Source organism: Paenibacillus gallinarum, from assembly GCF_014836635.1.
Taxonomy (GTDB): Bacteria; Bacillota; Bacilli; order Paenibacillales; family Paenibacillaceae; genus Paenibacillus; species Paenibacillus gallinarum.
Window position 1 is genome coordinate 136,984 of sequence record NZ_JACSQL010000005.1, and the last position, 18,027, is coordinate 155,010.

General features: G+C 44.3%; 17 protein-coding genes. 5 read left to right on the plus strand and 12 right to left on the minus strand.

The window, feature by feature from the left end; translation table 11 throughout:
• Nucleotides 1-5: 5 nt before the first annotated feature.
• The 12 genes from prfA to H9647_RS13140 form a co-directional block, all read right to left on the minus strand.
• A complete protein-coding gene (gene prfA, locus H9647_RS13085) occupies nucleotides 6-1,073 on the minus strand; it encodes a peptide chain release factor 1 (RefSeq protein WP_191800581.1) in 1,068 nt (355 codons plus the stop codon).
• Between the two features lie 310 nt (nucleotides 1,074-1,383).
• Nucleotides 1,384-2,484: a redox-regulated ATPase YchF gene (ychF, locus tag H9647_RS13090; protein WP_191800583.1), complete on the minus strand. Its 1,101-nt coding sequence runs from the start codon at nucleotides 2,482-2,484 to the stop codon at nucleotides 1,384-1,386.
• 197 nt (nucleotides 2,485-2,681) lie between these two features.
• Entirely contained in the window at nucleotides 2,682-3,164 is a 483-nt protein-coding gene (locus H9647_RS13095) for a GNAT family N-acetyltransferase (protein WP_191800585.1), read from the minus strand.
• Nucleotides 3,165-3,177: 13 nt separating this feature from the next.
• Nucleotides 3,178-4,284, minus strand: a complete 1,107-nt coding sequence (fni, locus tag H9647_RS13100; protein ID WP_191800587.1) for a type 2 isopentenyl-diphosphate Delta-isomerase — start codon at nucleotides 4,282-4,284, stop codon at nucleotides 3,178-3,180.
• A 124-nt stretch (nucleotides 4,285-4,408) separates the two neighbouring features.
• Complete coding sequence (locus H9647_RS13105) at nucleotides 4,409-5,893, minus strand: phytoene desaturase family protein (protein ID WP_225229271.1); 1,485 nt, start codon at nucleotides 5,891-5,893, stop codon at nucleotides 4,409-4,411.
• The gene (locus H9647_RS13110) at nucleotides 5,890-7,074 is read right to left on the minus strand and encodes a glycosyltransferase (protein WP_191800591.1); all 1,185 of its coding nucleotides are present in this window, start codon (nucleotides 7,072-7,074) and stop codon (nucleotides 5,890-5,892) included. The genes H9647_RS13105 and H9647_RS13110 overlap by 4 nt, the downstream gene beginning before the upstream one ends.
• Before the next feature lie 3 nt (nucleotides 7,075-7,077).
• Nucleotides 7,078-7,815 carry a lysophospholipid acyltransferase family protein gene (locus H9647_RS13115; RefSeq protein ID WP_191800593.1) on the minus strand — a complete coding sequence of 246 codons (738 nt, stop codon included), beginning with the start codon at nucleotides 7,813-7,815 and terminating at the stop codon, nucleotides 7,078-7,080.
• Nucleotides 7,784-8,554: a carotenoid biosynthesis protein gene (locus tag H9647_RS13120; RefSeq protein ID WP_191800595.1), complete on the minus strand. Its 771-nt coding sequence runs from the start codon at nucleotides 8,552-8,554 to the stop codon at nucleotides 7,784-7,786. The genes H9647_RS13115 and H9647_RS13120 overlap by 32 nt, the downstream gene beginning before the upstream one ends.
• Nucleotides 8,554-9,426 carry a phytoene/squalene synthase family protein gene (locus tag H9647_RS13125; RefSeq protein ID WP_191800597.1) on the minus strand — a complete coding sequence of 291 codons (873 nt, stop codon included), beginning with the start codon at nucleotides 9,424-9,426 and terminating at the stop codon, nucleotides 8,554-8,556. The genes H9647_RS13120 and H9647_RS13125 overlap by 1 nt, the downstream gene beginning before the upstream one ends.
• Nucleotides 9,423-10,892 carry a phytoene desaturase family protein gene (locus tag H9647_RS13130; RefSeq protein WP_225229272.1) on the minus strand — a complete coding sequence of 490 codons (1,470 nt, stop codon included), beginning with the start codon at nucleotides 10,890-10,892 and terminating at the stop codon, nucleotides 9,423-9,425. Before H9647_RS13130 ends, H9647_RS13125 begins: the two co-directional genes overlap by 4 nt.
• Nucleotides 10,883-12,433, minus strand: a complete 1,551-nt coding sequence (locus H9647_RS13135; RefSeq protein ID WP_191800599.1) for a phytoene desaturase family protein — start codon at nucleotides 12,431-12,433, stop codon at nucleotides 10,883-10,885. The genes H9647_RS13130 and H9647_RS13135 overlap by 10 nt, the downstream gene beginning before the upstream one ends.
• A gap of 276 nt (nucleotides 12,434-12,709) precedes the next feature.
• Complete coding sequence (locus tag H9647_RS13140) at nucleotides 12,710-13,651, minus strand: MerR family transcriptional regulator (protein WP_191800601.1); 942 nt, start codon at nucleotides 13,649-13,651, stop codon at nucleotides 12,710-12,712.
• Between the two features lie 264 nt (nucleotides 13,652-13,915).
• On the opposite strand from H9647_RS13140, the gene H9647_RS13145 reads away from it, so the two are divergent.
• The 5 genes from H9647_RS13145 to H9647_RS13165 all read left to right on the plus strand — a co-directional run bounded on the left by H9647_RS13145 (nucleotide 13,916) and on the right by H9647_RS13165 (nucleotide 17,994).
• On the plus strand, nucleotides 13,916-15,427 hold the full coding sequence (locus tag H9647_RS13145) for a phospholipase D family protein (RefSeq protein WP_191800603.1): 1,512 nt from the start codon (nucleotides 13,916-13,918) through the stop codon (nucleotides 15,425-15,427).
• Between the two features lie 143 nt (nucleotides 15,428-15,570).
• Nucleotides 15,571-16,185, plus strand: a complete 615-nt coding sequence (locus tag H9647_RS13150; RefSeq protein ID WP_191800606.1) for a TetR/AcrR family transcriptional regulator — start codon at nucleotides 15,571-15,573, stop codon at nucleotides 16,183-16,185.
• Entirely contained in the window at nucleotides 16,182-16,541 is a 360-nt protein-coding gene (locus tag H9647_RS13155) for a DMT family transporter (protein WP_191800607.1), read from the plus strand. The genes H9647_RS13150 and H9647_RS13155 overlap by 4 nt, the downstream gene beginning before the upstream one ends.
• On the plus strand, nucleotides 16,542-16,856 hold the full coding sequence (locus H9647_RS13160) for a DMT family transporter (RefSeq protein ID WP_191800609.1): 315 nt from the start codon (nucleotides 16,542-16,544) through the stop codon (nucleotides 16,854-16,856). It begins immediately after the preceding gene.
• A 220-nt stretch (nucleotides 16,857-17,076) separates the two neighbouring features.
• Nucleotides 17,077-17,994 carry a TetR/AcrR family transcriptional regulator gene (locus tag H9647_RS13165; protein WP_191800611.1) on the plus strand — a complete coding sequence of 306 codons (918 nt, stop codon included), beginning with the start codon at nucleotides 17,077-17,079 and terminating at the stop codon, nucleotides 17,992-17,994.
• The last annotated feature ends 33 nt before the right edge of the window (nucleotides 17,995-18,027 follow it).

Consider the following 18,027-nt stretch of genomic DNA (forward strand, 5'->3'; position numbering starts at 1 on the left):
AAGCATTATTCCCCTTTTTCCATTAGCTCTGCTTGTTGTGCAACAGTGAGAGCAGACAGAATGTCTTCAATATCACCGTTCATCACCTGATCGAGTTTATGCACGGTTAAACCGATGCGGTGATCTGTTACACGGCTTTGCGGGAAATTATACGTACGAATCCGCTCACTGCGGTCTCCTGTCCCCACTTTACTCTTCCGTTCGCCAGAAATTTTTGCTTCTTCTTCTTGACGCATCATATCAAAAATACGTGTACGAAGAACTTGCAATGCCTTTTCCTTATTCGAGTTCTGGGATTTTCCGTCCTGACAAGTTGCTACGATTCCCGTAGGAACGTGAGTTACACGAACCGCTGATTTGGTCGTATTAACCGACTGTCCACCAGCACCGCTGGAGCAGAACGTATCTACACGAATATCTTTATCATGAATGACGATGTCCAAGTCTTCTGCTTCCGGCATTACTGCTACTGTAGAAGTAGAGGTATGAATCCGTCCGCCGGATTCTGTTGCAGGAATACGCTGAACACGATGGGCACCACTCTCATATTTCATTTTGCTATATGCACCGCGTCCGTTAATCATGAAGATTACCTCTTTGAATCCGCCGAGGTCATTCTCATTTACGTCCATCAGTTCCACTTTCCAGCCCTGAGATTCCGCATAACGTGTATACATCCGGTACAAATCAGCTGCAAACAGAGCAGCTTCATCTCCGCCAGCAGCGCCGCGAATCTCGACAATTACGTTCTTATCATCATTCGGGTCTTTTGGCAGCAGAAGAATATGAATCTTATCTTCGAGTTCTTTCTGACGCGTGCTCAGTTCATCAATTTCCATTTTGACCATTTCACGCATCTCATCGTCCAGTTTCTCCGCTTGCATCTGCTTAGCCGCTTCCAGCTCTTCCATTACTGTCTTGTATTCCATGTAAGCTTCATAAGCAGGCTGCAGATCGGACTGCTCTTTAGAGTAGTCTCTCAGCTTCTTATTATCACTAACTACATCCGGGTCACACAAAAGTTCGCTCAGTTTCTCATATCGATCAACCAATGCTTGTAAACGATCTAGCATAAGTAAAATCACCTCTCCATATTCAATGTTTGTCTATATATGATAAAAGCTTCCAACTGTTAATATTAATATTGATTGTGCCGTGTTATTGATGATTTGTATCGCTACAATGTCATCCATCCTTTTAGTATAAAATAAACACCTGTTGCCGCGTACTCTGGCGACTCTTTATTATATCATACGGCAAAGCCCTTGAGAAGATACGGACTGGCGCCCAGAATCATACAGAGCATTCAATGTCCCATTCATAAAGAAAGCCCCAGGCTCATCCCATAGGAAGGAGTCTGGGGCTTTCTTGCCAAAAGCTATTTTATACATTAAAACGGAAGTGCATTACGTCGCCGTCTTGCACTAAGTATTCTTTACCTTCAAGTCGAAGTTGGCCGCGTTCTTTGGCACCATTCATTGAACCTGCAGCCACAAGGTCATCGTACGACACAACTTCTGCACGAATAAATCCACGTTCAAAGTCCGTATGGATCACGCCCGCAGCACCCGGTGCTTTTGTTCCTTTACGAATGGTCCAAGCACGAACTTCTTGAACACCTGCTGTGAAATAAGTGTACAGACCAAGTAAACGGTAAGCTGCTTTAATCAGACGGTTTAGACCAGACTCTGCAAGTCCGAGCTCTTCAAGGAACATTGCTTTATCTTCGCCTTCAAGCTCAGCAATCTCAGACTCTACCTTTGCACTGATTGGAACTACTTCTGCATTCTCATCGGCTGCAAATTCTTTCACTTTGAGTACATAAGGATTGCTGTCTGCAGAAGAAACTTCTTCTTCGCTTACGTTTGCTGCATAAAGAACTGGCTTCATCGTTAGCAAGTGAAGATCACGAACAATCAACTGCTCATCATCTGTCAGTTCTAAACTGCGAGCTGGCTTGTCATCATAAAGTACGGCTTTCACTTTTTCAAGAACTTCAACTTCTTGAGCAGTTTGCTTGTTGCCGCCCTTCATATTCTTACGCGCACGATCGATACGTTTCTCAACCGTTTCAATGTCGGCAAGAATCAGTTCCAGGTTAATCGTCTGGATGTCGGAGATTGGATCCACTTTGCCATCCACATGGGTAACGTTCTCATCTTCAAAACAACGAACCACATGTACAATGGCATCCACTTCACGAATATGAGCAAGGAATTTGTTACCTAGCCCTTCCCCTTTACTTGCACCACGCACGAGTCCTGCGATATCTACAAATTCAAAAGCAGTCGGTACTGTTTTTTTCGGTACAACGAGTTCTGTCAATTTATCAAGACGCTCATCCGGAACTTCAACGATCCCCACGTTCGGATCAATCGTACAGAATGGGTAGTTGGCACTTTCTGCGCCTGCTTGTGTTATTGCATTAAAAAGGGTTGATTTTCCTACGTTCGGTAACCCTACGATCCCTGCTTTCAAAGCCATTTATATAAACACTCCTCAAATGTATTTGGTGTATTTTACGATTTCCATCAAACAATCTTTCTAATTATATATGAGAACAAGAAGGGCTTCAAGGATATTACCTATGGCAGCTTTCCCCTCTTGCTACTTTTCTTAAGCTACAAATCCACTACGATGAATTTGTTATGTACCTTTTCCCCCTATTGATCAATAAGAAATCATGACAACTCTTTATAAAGCGTAATACTTCTAGCATCATATCCCATTTTCTGATACAAATGCAAAGCCCGTTCATTGTGTCCAAAAACATGCAACCCAATTAAATTTACCTCAAGTTTTCTAGCCTCTTCTTCCAGCAGGAACATTGTCTCTGTACCATATCCCTGGTCTTGGTATTCATCCAGAATGGTAATGTCGTATAGGAATAATTCATTCAAATTATTTCTTCTATATAGATTAAACCAAATAAATCCGATGACAGCAGGAGTGGGGAGCGCCATATCAATAACCCGGTAAAAATAAGCGTTTTCCGTGGAGTACCCTTTCGGAAGAATCCTGCTCATATCCTCTAGCGCTCGACTTTCTGCATGTTCTGGGATCCAGGTGCCTGCCTTTATCTTCTCTTTCACATAGGTCACAAGTGTAAACGCCATAAAGTCTTCATATTGTTCTTTATCCATAGATATCAATTCAAGCTGCATGGTGACACCGTCCTTACTTGATCGTTCTGATCAGCCGTTTCGTACCTTGCAATTCAATAGGACGTGGGGCGCCTACCCCGAACATCGCTGTTCGCAGTTCAAATTCTACTTGGTGAAGTCGATGATGAAGAGCTTCTTCCGATTGGACCGCTGCTCCAAGGAGGGATCTTCCGAAACCAGCCAGATCAGCACCCAGTGCAATCGCTTTGGCAGCATCTACACCGGAAGTCAGCCCACCGCTACCAATCACCGCTTTGCCCGGATTCATCTGCCGCACCTCTGTTATACATTCGGCTGTAGAAATGCCCCAATCTACAAACGCTTCTGCCGCCGCTTTTTTCATCTTGTCTTCATTTCTAAACTTCTCTACTTGAACCCAGCTTGTCCCGCCGGCCCCTGCAACGTCAACAAAAGAAACTCCCGCATCATAAAGTTTGGCTGCTGTCTCTCCATCAATTCCCCAGCCTACTTCTTTAACCCCAACAGGTACAGAGAGTTCCCCGCAGAGCTTTTCTATCTTCTTCAGCAGCCCGCTGAAGTTCGTGTTTCCTTCCGGCTGAAAAATTTCCTGTAGACCGTTTAAATGAAGCACAAGCATCGATGCACCTGCGATATCAACCGCCCGCTGACATGCTTCCCTGCCAAACCCATAGTTCAGCTGAACGGCTCCGAGGTTCGCAATAATGGGAATCGTGGGCGCAAACTTTCTCATAGAGAAAGAAGCTGCCAGTTCTTCTTTTTCGACCGCTGCCCTTACGGAACCAACGCCAAAAGCCCAGCCTCTTGCTTCAGCAACTGCTGCCAGACGTTCATTAATCTTACCTGTTGCTTTACTTCCGCCTGTCATAGAACTGATAAGAAACGGTGTGCGGAGCTCTTGTCCGAGAAACATCGTATTCAGCTGAACATCAGCGAAATCAAGTTCAGGCAGAGCTGCATGCCGAAACCGATAAGATTCAAATCCGGCTTTAATCCCCTGTGCATTCACGTCTTCATTAAGACAGAGCCGGACATGTTCTATTTTCCGTTCGCCGGTCGGCACTTCAGGCAACAAATGCTCGCTAACCCCCTGAAAATCTTGATCCTTTTGTAATTTATTATCTCGTCCCGCTTCCCGCATATCCCGTCTCCTTTACCCATTCCATTTCAAACTTATCGTTTTTTAGATAGAGCCATTATACCTTAAAAACCCGTATTACGCCTTGATTTACAGTACAGCTTTCTCTGCCTGTTCTTATGTTTACTTAAGTATGCTCTTGACGAGCAATCTCCTCCGCTACGAGCCTTCCCGAACGAGTGACAATAGGTGTTCCCCCTCCAGGGTGCGTTGTCCCTCCAACAAACCATAACCCTTCTATATCTTTGGAACGATTGGACGGTCTTGTGAAGGTTTGCTTCGGATTGTTGGAAGAAATCCCATAGATGCTGCCCCGGTAAGCAAGGGTATCACGCTGAATATCTTCTGGAGTGTAGTGGCTCATCACATCGGCTCGTTCCAAATCAGTAACACCCAACTCCGCAAGCCGGCGGATTAGTTTGTTCTGGTAAGCAGACGACTCAAGCTCCCAATTCCACTCCTTTGATACATAAGGTGCATTAGCAAGAATAAACAGGTTGCTGCCCCCCTCCGGTGCCATTCCCTGCTCTGAATATCCAGAGTAACAAAGATATAGTGTCGGATCTTCAGGAGCTCTTTTTTTATTGAAAATATCTGTGAATTCTGCTTGATAATTGTCTGGAAAAAAGACGGTATGATGAAGAAGTTTGTCGTACTTCTTTTGTATGCCAGCAAGTGTGACGAACCCTGATAAAGATGGCTCATACTGTTCAATCTTCCGATTGTCCATCGACGGGCGTTCCGATTCAGGAATCAGCAGCTGATGAATACTAAGTACATCCCCGTTAGCGATCACAACGTCTGCCGTATATTCGTCCCTGTCGGTCTCTACTCCAGTAACCTTGTTACGGTGTGTCCTAATTCTCTTCACTTCTTCTCCAGTGCGAAAGATAACCCCTTTCTCTCGCGCCAGCTTCTCCATTCCAGACACCAGCGAATACGTGCCTCCCTCTACGCCATACACCCCAAGCTCTGCTTCCACATGAGCAAGCATGGCAAAGATCGAAGGTGCTTCATAAGGCGAAGAACCAACATAAGTAGCGTATCTGCCGAACATTTGGAGCGTATTTGGATGGGTGAAATAACGCTGAAGCAGTGTATTCAGCTTCGTCACAGGTCTGACACGCAGTAAGCTTTTTAACATCGATACATTATATTTATCCTGAGGACGAATCATTAGCTGCCCGAGGAATTTTTGATTTGCTTCCCTGTACAGTGCTTTGGATTCATCCATAAAGGCATCGTAGTTTTGTGCATCTTTCCCGCTGTATGCAGCAATCTGTTCTTTCATAAATGCACGGTCGCTAGAGAGGTCTACCGTTGTCCCGTCCGCAAATACATTTCTTGTCCTTGGCTCGAGATCATACATTTTCACATAGTCTTCCATCTGTACACCAGCTAGTTCGAACACTTCCCGAAAGACATGGGGCATCGTAATAGTGCTCGGCCCCCGGTCAAAATGGTAATCGCCAAGCTGGATTCGCTGCAGTTTGCCACCCGCATGTTGCTGTCGCTCAATAATTGTTACTTCCCAACCTAGTGTGGCAAGACGTATAGCAGAAGACAATCCCCCGAATCCGGCTCCAATAATGACTGCTTTTTGATTGTTCAATGATAGCGCCTCCCTTTCCACACATAACCTTTACCGGTAACGGCTCCAAGCCAGGATGATATACCAATCGCTATCACAAAGAGAATGCTGACTGGGTGAAGTAAACTTAGCCAGAATGGATGGCTCCCTGTAAGATCGGCCACTCTTTTCACTAGCATTCCTAGTAAAGTCCCCACCGCTCCCAAAGCCATTGCTTTAAAGTCGCCAGTAAATAATCCAAACAGAAAACTGATTGGCGGGAGAAGATAGAGAGCAGCATACATCAAAAGAACCCCAGCTAAAAGAAAACCACTACGCCCGAGGCCCTCGTACATATTTTTCTTATATCCGTTCCAAACCTCGGCTGCATTCTGGTACATCCTTGTGCGAGTATGGCGATGAACATCAGCCAGAGTAACCGGATGACCTGCTTTTTTCACAGCACGGGCAAGCTGCATATCATCCAGCAAATCTGCCTTGATCGCTTCATGCCCTCCCGCTGCTTTATATGTATCTCGGTGAATAAACATAAAGGCACCGGTAGCCGCAACAAAACGGGGATTCTGTGAACCTCTCACTAGCACAATAGGCAGATGACTGATGATCGTAAATTTCATCATAGGTACGACCAGTTTCTCAAGCCATGTTGCTGTAATTTGGCGGGGGAAACCCGTAACCAGACCTTTTTGTTGAGCTAGCGCGGTGGTAAGCACCGCGGTCAGTGCCGCTTTTTCTAATCTCACGTCCGCATCCATATACAGCCACCACTCCCCGGTAGCCTGCTGAGCAAGCTCATGGCATGCGTATGATTTGCCCATCCACCCTGAGGGAAGTTCCTTGCCTTGCAGAATGCGCAGACGGTGATCTTTTCTTACTAGTTGTTCTAGAATCTCGCCGGTTTTATCTTCAGATCGGTCATTCAGAACAATAACCTCCAGCTGTATGCCCTCTGTATCCGCAGCCAGCACACTCTCTACACAATCCTTAATATGAATCTGTTCATTTCGGGCAGGGATCAGAACAGAGATGCGAGTGCCTTTCGTGCGATCTGCGGTGTGACTTGGGGTGTGATCTGCAGTGCAATCTTTGTTACTACCCTGTTCTCCAAGGAGTGGAAGCTTTGACCGGTTCCAGATGGAGAAGAGCAGCTGAACGGCAAGAATACCGCAGAGGATCAGCAGCAGAGTGTGATAAATATTCATGATTCATCCCCGCTTCCGTACAAATACATCATCAAAACGTTCGCTTGTGGAACGTCCTGATTTCGTTAGAGGTTGATATCGCTCGGGGCGATTATTTACAGCCTTCATCACCTCTAATTTTTGACTGTCTAGTTGTTCTTCCATTACCGTCTCAAGCCTGTTTGTAATCATTCTACTATCCATCATTCCCCAATGATCCAGCAGCGGTGGACCTGCCATCAGCAGTGCTTCCGGCTTGTCCTGACCATACATCCCGTGTACTAAAGTTACCGGTATTACAGCAACGTCCGGCAACCGTCTCAGCAGAACTCCGATCCCGCGCTGAAAAGAGAGTGGACGCAGATCTTGATGCATGATTCTTCCCTGGGGATACATCCATACGCGTTTTCCAGCACGTAATAACTGCGTTGTATATTCAAAAGACGCCCTCACATCAGAGGCAGACTCTTTGTTGATCGAAAAAGCGCCTAATTTGCGAAAAAAGGTGAACTTGTTCAGCTGTTTCTCTTCCATCATGACATAGTGATCATGGGACGTAAGTTTACGAAAAGCTTGATAAGCCAGCAGACCATCCCACCATGAACTGTGATTCATGATATATAACACAGGTCTGCCCTCTACGAGCGAAGGGTCTAGATCGCCGGTAAAACCGACATATCTAAACCGCCGCTCGAGCAAGTATTTTTGGTGATAATGAAAAAACATCTGATCAAAAAGCCGAGACTTGTTTGCGGACAACATACTGATGTCTCCCTTCAGCAAGCAGAATACCGAGTGCAGCAATCGAGGCACTTCCATAGAGTCCGGCTTGAAGAGCAAGTAATCCAAACAACAATATAAACATTTGGTATAGAACTTTTGCTTTTCGCTGAACGACAGGATTATTCGGGATCGGAGGAATAAAGAGTGACAACAGTCCTCCCATTACAAACCAGCTCATAAAATTCGTCCACGGAACCCCATAAAATCCACCAGCAGCTTCCCAGCTCCAAAATTCTCGGTGATGAGCTACCGGATCAAGTACCAAGTCCATCATAAGTGCCCATGCTCCTGTTTTTATTGCTCTTATTGCTTTGCTCTTCCAGCCAGCTCCTCCCCCGCTGAGAAGAGCTGAATTTCCAACCACGGCAATCCAGGCAAATCCGAGCGTAAATGGAACGGCAAACAAATGAGGTCCAAATAAATAAGAATAATGATAGGATCCAAACGGCCAACCCGTATGGACCCCTACCCATTCTACACTCATTCCCCCAGTCCAGATGACGACTGCCATCACCCAGAATTTTGGTTTCTTCCACCAACTGACTGACTGGTCGGACAGTTGGTTTTTCACGTTGTTACTAAAAATAAGATCAATCGCACACAGTGCATAGAAAATAAGAAATAGGCCATTAGAAAACGAAAGTGCATCGGGTACGCCGATCGTTAATAACAAAATCGCTCCGATGCTGTACCAAATCCAATAAATAAGCTGAACCATTAGGATACCGCCGCTTTCGATCCTTCTTCTAATAGAGCAGGATATCTCGAAGCTACTTCTAAAAATATTTTCATTTTCGTTTCATCATCAACATAAGCCCGCTTTGTGAATACATCATATTCATTACTCTCCACTGCCTGTAAGATCGAGGCATAATACGATGATGCAAGTTCAATTGCAAAGCCACTTACTTGAGGATAAGTCCCTATATCTGACAATCCTATTTCAAACCATCTTAGTGACATTCTCTTTAATTCGGTAAGCAAAGACACAAACCGTTCATCTATGATTCCGTTATGATAGTCTTCTTCTGTATAGCCATGGGCTTTCATCATCTCTAGCGGAAGATAGCGGCGACCTCTCCTTTGATCTTCCCCGACATCTCGAATGATGTTCACGATCTGCATTGCTTTGCCTAGTGCAATCCCTGATTCCATGACCTTTATTCCGCTGTCATCGCGAAGCACGGGAAGCAGCATCTCACCGACCGTCCCTGCAACCAGATAGCAGTAGTGCTCAAGCTCATCTACCGTAGAGTACTGAGTCAGGGTTAAGTCTGACAATTGCCCATCCATTTGTCTGAAAAAAGGAGCTTTAGACAACGTAGGAAAAGTATCAAATAACCAGCGCAATGCCGGCCATATAAAGTGACCCTCGGCCTTTTCAAGCTCATGCAATTGTTCTCGAAGCTCATGAATAGAATAAGGAGCCTCCTCCGGCTCATCTACACTGTCATCGATAATTCGGCAGAATGCATATATCACAAATACGGCTTCACGCCTGGGACTCGGTAAACCATAGAAAGCATGATAAAAAGAAGTCGAACCTTTCTTGATCATTTCCTCGCAACGTTCGAATATCATTTCGTTCATGTTCTCAACTCCTTTATTAGTTGATTAACTGCAAGCTTCGCGCCCTGCATCACGATTGGAACTCCCCCGCCTGGATGAATGGAAGCGCCTGCCGCATACAAACCTTGGATATTCGGATAAGGTTTCGGCTGAGGACGATAAACTCCGGATTGAGACAATACCGGCGCGATGCCAAAGCTTCCTCCTCCATACAATCCATCACGTTTGGCATCGTTTGGTGTACGTACTTTTTGCCAGCGGATATTTTCCCTTAGACCTGGGAATGCTTTTTTCTCTGCCTCTTCAAGCACTTTCTCTATCAGCTTACCCGTTTCCTCCCCATGAGAGAATCTTTCAGCATTTGGTACAGGAATTAGAAAATAGAGAACGCTATGGCCTTCTGGCGCTGCGGAAGCGTCGGCATGAACGGGATTAAAAACATAGAAGGAAGGATGTTCAGGAAGCCTATGCTTCTGGAATACCTCTTTCATGTTAGAAACAAAAGAACTTGGAAGGAAAAATTGATGCGTTGTTGCCTCCTCAAACCTTTTTTCTACGCCCAAATATACTAGCAAACAACCAGAGGATGCTTTGTAAGCACGTCTTTTTCGTTTGTTTTTTGGAGCCATAAGCTCTGTAATCTGCGGAAAATCCCCATTGTATAGGGTGGCATCATAGTGAGTTGTTCCTTGTGAAGTTACAATTCCTTTACAGCTTCCTTCTTCTATCACTAGCGACGTAACCTCTTCATCGAAATGAAAGATTACCCCTCGATTCTTTAGTTCCTCTTCCAGTATGGAAGCTAGCGAAGCGTATCCGCCTTTGAGGATCCATACCCCATACTCATGTTCTGCATAAGGTAACAAGGTATAAATACCTGGTGTCGACAGCGGTGATCCGCCGATGTATAAACTTTGCAAGGAATAGGCATCTCTCAGTTGATCACTGTGGAAATAACGGCTCATCGCAGAACGCAGACTCGTATATGCTCTCATCTGTTTAAGTAGGCCCGTCATCTCGCGAGTATAGAAATCTCTTTGCTTCGGGAAAGGCCTTTCAAGAATAGCACTTACCCCTCTTGGAAACAGCGGGTCCATATCTGCCATAAACTGCTCAAACCCTTTGCCTTCACCTGGAAATACACGGTTAATCTCGTCTACTTGCTCTTCGCGGCTTGACCACTTATTTAGTACTCTTCCATCTTCAAAATAAAAACGATGCATCGGATCGCAGCGAATCAGTTCCACTTTGGAACGATCCACGCCAGCTTCCTCCAGAATATTCAGGAGCATATCCGGCAAAAGAACAATCGTCGGACCCTGATCAATTCGATAAATCCCTTCTTCCTCGTAGGCAAGCCGGCCGCCTGTACGATGAGATTTTTCATAGATCGTCACTTGATATCCTTGTTTCGTTAATAGCAGAGCGGCTGTCAGCCCACCAATGCCGGAGCCTACAATAGCAATCTGTTTCTTGTTCATGTCCATTGCCCTGCTTCCTTCCCTTTTCTAAAGAGAGGACGTGCGGTTTGTTTTTTTGCGTCATCCTCTTGAATTAATCCCACAGATATTTGGGCAGATTCAAAAATGGTAGGCAGACCGCTACCTGGATGGGTTCCTCCACCGACAAGATAGACACCTTCCACTTCCTCGAATCGGTTATGCGGTCTTAAATACATCATCTGACCAAGCTTATGTGAGAGATTAAAGAGTGCTCCATTATAAATATCCAGCTCTTTCTCCCACTGAAGCGGGGTGAAAAACATCTCTTCTTCGATACATTCAGACAAACCTGCAAGTTCCGGAATTTGTTCCAGACGATCCATCATTCTCTGCCGGATCTCAGTTCGCTGCACATCCCAATCTATATCAGCTGTCGTATTCGGTGTAGGCATCAGCACATACAGGGATGACTTGCCTTCCGGTGCTAGAGTCGGGTCTAGCACCGACGGATTATGAACATAGATTGAAGGATCTTCTGATAAAATCTTATGTATCGTCATCTCATCGACATTTTTACGATAATCAAAGGCAAAATGAACGGAATGATGAGCAAGGTCTATTTTCTTATTCACACCGAGATAAAGCATGGCACCGGAGCAGGAATACTTCATATCCTTGATTCGCTCGGGCGTATATTTCTTCAGCACCCCAGGCTCAAACAATTTGTTCATTGATGCAGCGAAGTCTCCGTTTAGCACAACATGATCTGCCTTCATTTCTTCACCATTCTCTAGTAAAATCCCCTGCGCTCTACCTTGCTTCACCTGAATCTGTTGCACAGCCGTACTTGTATGAATGGTTCCTCCATACTCCCGAATGACGTCTGCCATAGCTTGGAAGATCCGATTCACTCCGCCTTTTGGATGATGTAATCCGAAATGATGTTCTATGTAGGAAAGAATCGTAAACGTTCCTGGGCAATCCCAGGCCGACATTCCTAAATATTTAGCCTGGAATGTAAATCCCCATCTCAGCCGTTCGTCCTGAAAATACCGAGAGAGTCTGCCATATACCGTATCTTGCAGATGAAGATAAGGCAGCGCCTTAATCGCATCTTGTTTTATGTAATCAGATAGCTTGCCAAAAGGTCTGCGTAGAAGCGGCTCTACCTTTTGGTATTTAACAGATTCATCCCGCATAAAATTTTTGTAGTTCTGTTCATCTCCGGGAAACACGCGTGCAATCTCTGCCACCGTTTTCTCTTCATCACTGGAGGGTCTGAATACGGTGTCTCCAAAATGGAGAGAATACAGTGGATCGAGCTGCTGCATGTCCACATAATCATATAAAGACCTGCCTACCTTTTGGAACATTTCTTCAAGCAGATGCGGCATCATCAAAAAGGTCGCCCCGCGATCAAAACGATAGTCTCCGAGCTCAAGTCTCGCAGATCGTCCTCCAATCACCGCTTGTTTTTCATATATATCAACTTTGTATCCCTGGCCGGCAAGCAGCATCCCTGCCGCCAACCCCCCAGGTCCAGCTCCAATGACAACAGCTCGTCTCTTGTTCTGATTTTGGTTCATTGTAGACTCACCTTTCTATAATTACGGTTAGGATCAGCGGATATGATAGACAATATTCACAATCTTCCCAATATATTCATCTCTAACGTTATACAAATATAATACAAATCATTGCGAGTAAAGTAAAGGTAAGACAAACATTATACAAACCTATTACACTAACTTCATATTTCGTTCACAAAAATACCCTTTAAAAAAACAAAAAGCACCCTCTTTTCAAAACAAAGAGCGTGCTAATATGCTATTTATCGTTGCTGTTTCAAAAGTATGCTAAGCCTATCTTTTCAAGAATAGATCTCCTGGATGAGATTTCGCCATATACGTTTCTGTAAACCAGTCTTGCCAATCATGAGCACTTCCTGTCATAATCCACTGCGGATACTTCGGTTTTTTTATTTTATTATACCCTTGACCGCCGAGCGCAAACTGCATACCTGGAGCATGTTTTAAGATCGTTGTTATCACATCATCTGCTGCTTTGGCCATTACTTCATTCGTCACCGAAATACATACCAGATCAATCTTTTGATCCTTGAGAATGGGAAGCACTCCCTCGGTAGGTGTATTTGCACCTAGATAAAGCACCTCTGCTCCATTCTTTCTTAAAAATAGACTAAACAGCATGAGCCCAACCTGATGATGTTCTCCTTCTGGACACATCGCCAGCACCTTTGGTAAATGCGGGTAAATCGGAAACAAGTGAAAGAACTGATAAAACCGCTGCGAGATCAGCTGAGTCATATAGTGTTCTTGAGCCACCGAAGCTCGTCCGTTTTCCCACGCATCTCCTACCCGAATCAGTATAGGCACCAGTACTTGATAAAACATCGCATCGTACCCATACATCGTAAATCCAAAATCAATCAATGCGTTTGCTCTTTCTCCCTGAAATTGAAACAGAGACTGGTAAATCTGATCTTCCATTTTCCGAAATGCATCTACATTTCCACTCTGTGGCATGGGCTCTGCAAGTATTGCATCCGATTTACTTTGTTCTTCCTTATGGGCTTTTAACAACCGTACCGCATGAGAAATGCTCATATGGTTTGAATTGACCTGCTCTTTGAGCCAGCGCAGATCCTCTACATTTTCTTCCGTATAGATTCGGTATCCGGAGTCAGTTCGCAGGGGTTCCACCGCATGATACCTGTTCTCCCATGCCCGCAGTGTTACCGCAGGAATACCCAACATTTCAGTAACCTGTTTAATTGAATACAAAAGGCATTCACTCACTCTCTTCTATCATCCGGTCCGAGCCTTAAGGAGAAGTCTCCTTAAACATTCTACAAAAATAGTACATTCATTATACACAAACCAAAATTCACTGTCGATAACCCCTGTTCTTCTACTCTTGTATATAGGATATGAGGACCATGCTTCAACAGGTGTAAGTTGGTGTTAATAGTGTTCAGGCTACCTACTTACCTCTACTTGCATAGGCCTGTATACATATCAACTATTTGAATTGAAGGGATGTTTCGTATGAACAAGCATTCTAATCACAATCCATTAATAGATCATTCCACTTCCTCTTCCCCTATACGACCAGCGACCAAAAGAAATAGGCCGGTGAAGAAATTCATTTTCTGGTTTTTACTTGTTAATATCGTTTGGCTTGCTGCCGTTGTGGTCTATCAAATGAACAAACCTCTGCCTGAGGGTGTCGCTTTTGAAGGTCAGGTCCATCAAGTACAGGATGTTGACTTCATAACAGACTTTACCTACCCCTCCTCTGATGGAAAGATGGAACATGAACAGCAGATTATTAAACGCATGGAGAGGATTGTGAACGAAGCGCAGCAGTTCCTAGTCATTGATCTATTTTTATTTAACAATTACCAGCATACCGATCAGAAATTTCCCGAAGCGAGTGAACGATTTACGAACCTACTTGTGAACAAAAAGGAAAAGAACCCGGAAATGGACATTGTCTTCATTACAGATGAAGTAAACACCAATTATAATTCTCATCCAAATGAGCTACTCGAGCGTATGAAGCAACATGGAATACGGGTTGTTATGACCGATGTGGATTCACTTCGCGATCCTACGCCGCTGTATTCAGCTGTATGGCGTACCTATTTTCAGTGGTTTGGACAGTCCGGTAACGGATGGCTACCCAATCTCATGGCAAGCGATGGTCCCGATGTTACACTACGTTCCTATCTTAAACTCATGAATGTAAAAGCCAATCACCGAAAACTGGTAGCAAGTGAGAAAAACGCGATTGTGGCCTCGGCTAATGTGCATGACCCTAGTATTTATCATTCCAATATTGCCTTTGAAGTCAGTGGGAATATTATAGGGGATATGCTCAAAGCCGAACAAGCGGTACTGGATATTTCAGGTGGAGGACAACTCCCGGCCTTTACTCCTTCTCGTGAAGACGAGCAAGGTCCCATCAGAGTTCGTTACCTGACCGAAGGAAAAGTTGCTGAATACGCAGTTAACGTCATCAATGAAGCGAAAAAAGGAGACACGCTCTGGATGGGTATGTTTTATCTGGCGGACCGCGATATTAAATCAGCACTGCTTGAGGCCGCTTCCCGTGGAGCTGAGGTAAAACTGATTCTAGACCCAAACGAAAATGCCTTTGGTCAGAAAAAAATAGGGATTCCAAATCGGCCCGTTGCCCAGGAACTCACAGACGAATCAGAGGGTAAGATTGAGATTCGATGGTACAATACCACCAAAGAGCAGTATCATACAAAACTTCTGTATCTATCGCGAAGCAGCGGACCTCAGCTTATTTTGGGAGGGTCAACTAATTTTACGCCGCGTAATCTGAATAATTATAATCTGGAGAATGATCTCTATATGGAGGCTCCCGAAGACAGTAAACTGGTAACCCAAATGAATCAATACTTTGAGCGTTTGTGGACGAATGAAGATGCAGAATTTACGCTCAATCTAGCTGAATATGAGGATGATATCCCATTTTTCAAAGATATGTTATATAAACTGCAATACTCTCTTGGCTTCACTACGTTCTAACTCATCTTAATAAGGACAGTTGAAAACCCGCTACATAAGCGGGTTTTTGTCATGAATTTTCAATGGTTATGAGATGAAAATAAGATTGACAACGAAATATTATTGTGAAAAAATACATTGGACTAACGATCGTTAGGTAGGTGATGGATGTGAGTTCAACCTCTATTAAACAAGTGGCTCTGACCCAATTTGCTCGTGAAGGTTATGAAGGAGCTTCGCTTCGTAAAATTGCCGAGGAAGTTGGGATCAAGAAGCCTTCCATTTATGCGCACTACAAAAACAAGGAGGATCTGTTCCTTCATGTCGTACGCTACGTATTTAAGCTGGAACGCAGGAGAATTCTCACCTTTTTTCAGGAACAAAAAAATCTTGGATCACCACTGGAGCTCAGGCTGCGAGGATTACTCGACTGGATTCAAGAAGAATTTGAATCTCAGGATGCCGCCAGATTCCTGATGCGAATGTCTTACTTCCCTCCTCAAGCTTTGTATAGAGAAGTTATGGATATTGTATATCCCTTCTTAGACGGGCTAGAGAGAACACTCGCCAAGTTTATTGCATCAGAAGCTTGGGACGGCAAGCTTTCTCAGGAAGAAGCCAAGAATTTCGCCATTGCCTATATGACACTGATTGACGGGGTATCCGTAGAGCTGCTCTATGGAGACTCTGCTCGTTATCAAAAAAGGCTTCAGGCAGCTTGGCCTATATTTTGGCAAGGAATTTTATATCAATTCGAGAAAAAGGAGTCTACATCATGAATCGCTACTGGTTATTTGTTGTGCTCGGAGGGGTTATTGAGATCTTATGGGTATCTGGTCTTAAGCACGCCTCCACCCCGCTGGAATGGATTGGAACGGTACTATCCATTGCGGCTAGCTTCTGGCTTATCATTGAAGCGTCTAGAAAACTTCCGGTCGGCACCGTATATGCCGTATTTACTGGACTCGGTACAGCAGGTACCGTTTTAACTGAAATGCTCTTGTTTGGGGAACCTTTCCGCATATCAAAGGTGTTGCTGATCGCGCTTCTGCTCGTAGGAGTCATCGGACTCAAACTGGTTACGGACGAGTCTTCCAAAGCAGACACTTCATCTCCTCAAGGAGGTGCTGTCTAGATGGCATGGTTAGCAGTCATTCTCGCAGGAATGAGTGAAATTATTGGAGTCATTGGAATTAAGGGACTCACGACAGGTAAAGGCAAAAAATATCTGCTGCTCATGGGACTTAGTTTCCTCCTCAGTTTCTCTCTTCTTTCTTATGCTATGCAATCCCTTTCTATGGGTACAGCTTACGCCGTATGGACAGGGATTGGTACCGTAGGAAGTACACTTGTCGGTATGTTCGTATTTGGTGAACCGAAAGAAGCGAAACGTTTATTATTTATTGCCATGATTCTCTGTTCCGCTGTCGGCCTGAAACTTATCGGCTGATCATTCGTATCATAATAAGGCTCGAAAGCCAAAGTGAAAAGGAAGCATATGCTGATTTTTCACTTCGGCTTTTTTTATATCCCCTTCCTGTTGCCCCCGTTATCGTTCCCCCTGCTTACATATAGCGTGAAGTTGTATCGCCCCCTTAATTAAGCTATAATTTTCCATGACTTCTTAGTCAAAATGAGAACCGTGGAGTTCTAGAGAGGGGTGATCATGGATGATGAACTCAATCACGGATAAAAAGAAGCATATCGTAGTGACTGCACTCGGATTATTTTCTACCAAAGGGACTGCTGCAACCTCCATGCAAGAAATCGCAGAAATCTGCGGCATCTCTAAAGGAAGTCTATACCTTCATTTTAAATCCAAAGAAGAATTGCAGCAGAGTGTGATTCATTACTGCATTCAGTCTATTTATGACAAAATAGTGCTTGTGGAGAGTGAACAGCACTTATCACCGAAAGAGATATTTCGCAGGCAAATTGAAATTTTACTAGAAAATTTTCTTGAACTTAAAGAATTCTTCCTCGCCCAGTTTCAAGATGCAATCAGTCAAGGTAACAGTGGTCTGACGCAGAAGAATTGCCCTGAAGATATGTTCAAACTCACCTTAAAACAATTCAATCAGAAAATGATTGATATGTATGGACCACAGATTCATCCTTATACTCTTGATATGGCGCTTCAAGCACAAAGTTTGATGGGTTCCTACATAAAAATTATGTTCTCGAAAATACTGCCCATATCCATTAAGCGAATGGCAGAATATCTCGTGGAAACGCTTGATGATCTAGCGGAAGCGAAACTACGTCTAGGACGAGAGCCGTTTATTTCACAGGAGCTATGGATCCCTTGGATTGAAGAAGGAATACCACAAGGCCCTTCTAAAAAACACCCATTACTATTGCTGAAAGAAATGCGCCAGAGCATTGAAGAAAATGGGGAGCTGTCTGAGCTCGTCCGCTTCGAGGCACTGGAGTCCATCCATGTATTAGAACATGAACTTACTGAAATGAAACCCCGCCGCGTGATCCTGTCGGGTATGCTCCGTAATTTAAGTTCAGTGCCTGATACGGAAGAACAAGTTATACAATTGGGGCATTTGTTTGATACGTATTTATCTTGGCGCAAATAAATAAGCGCTATTATATAAGATGAATATTTTTGT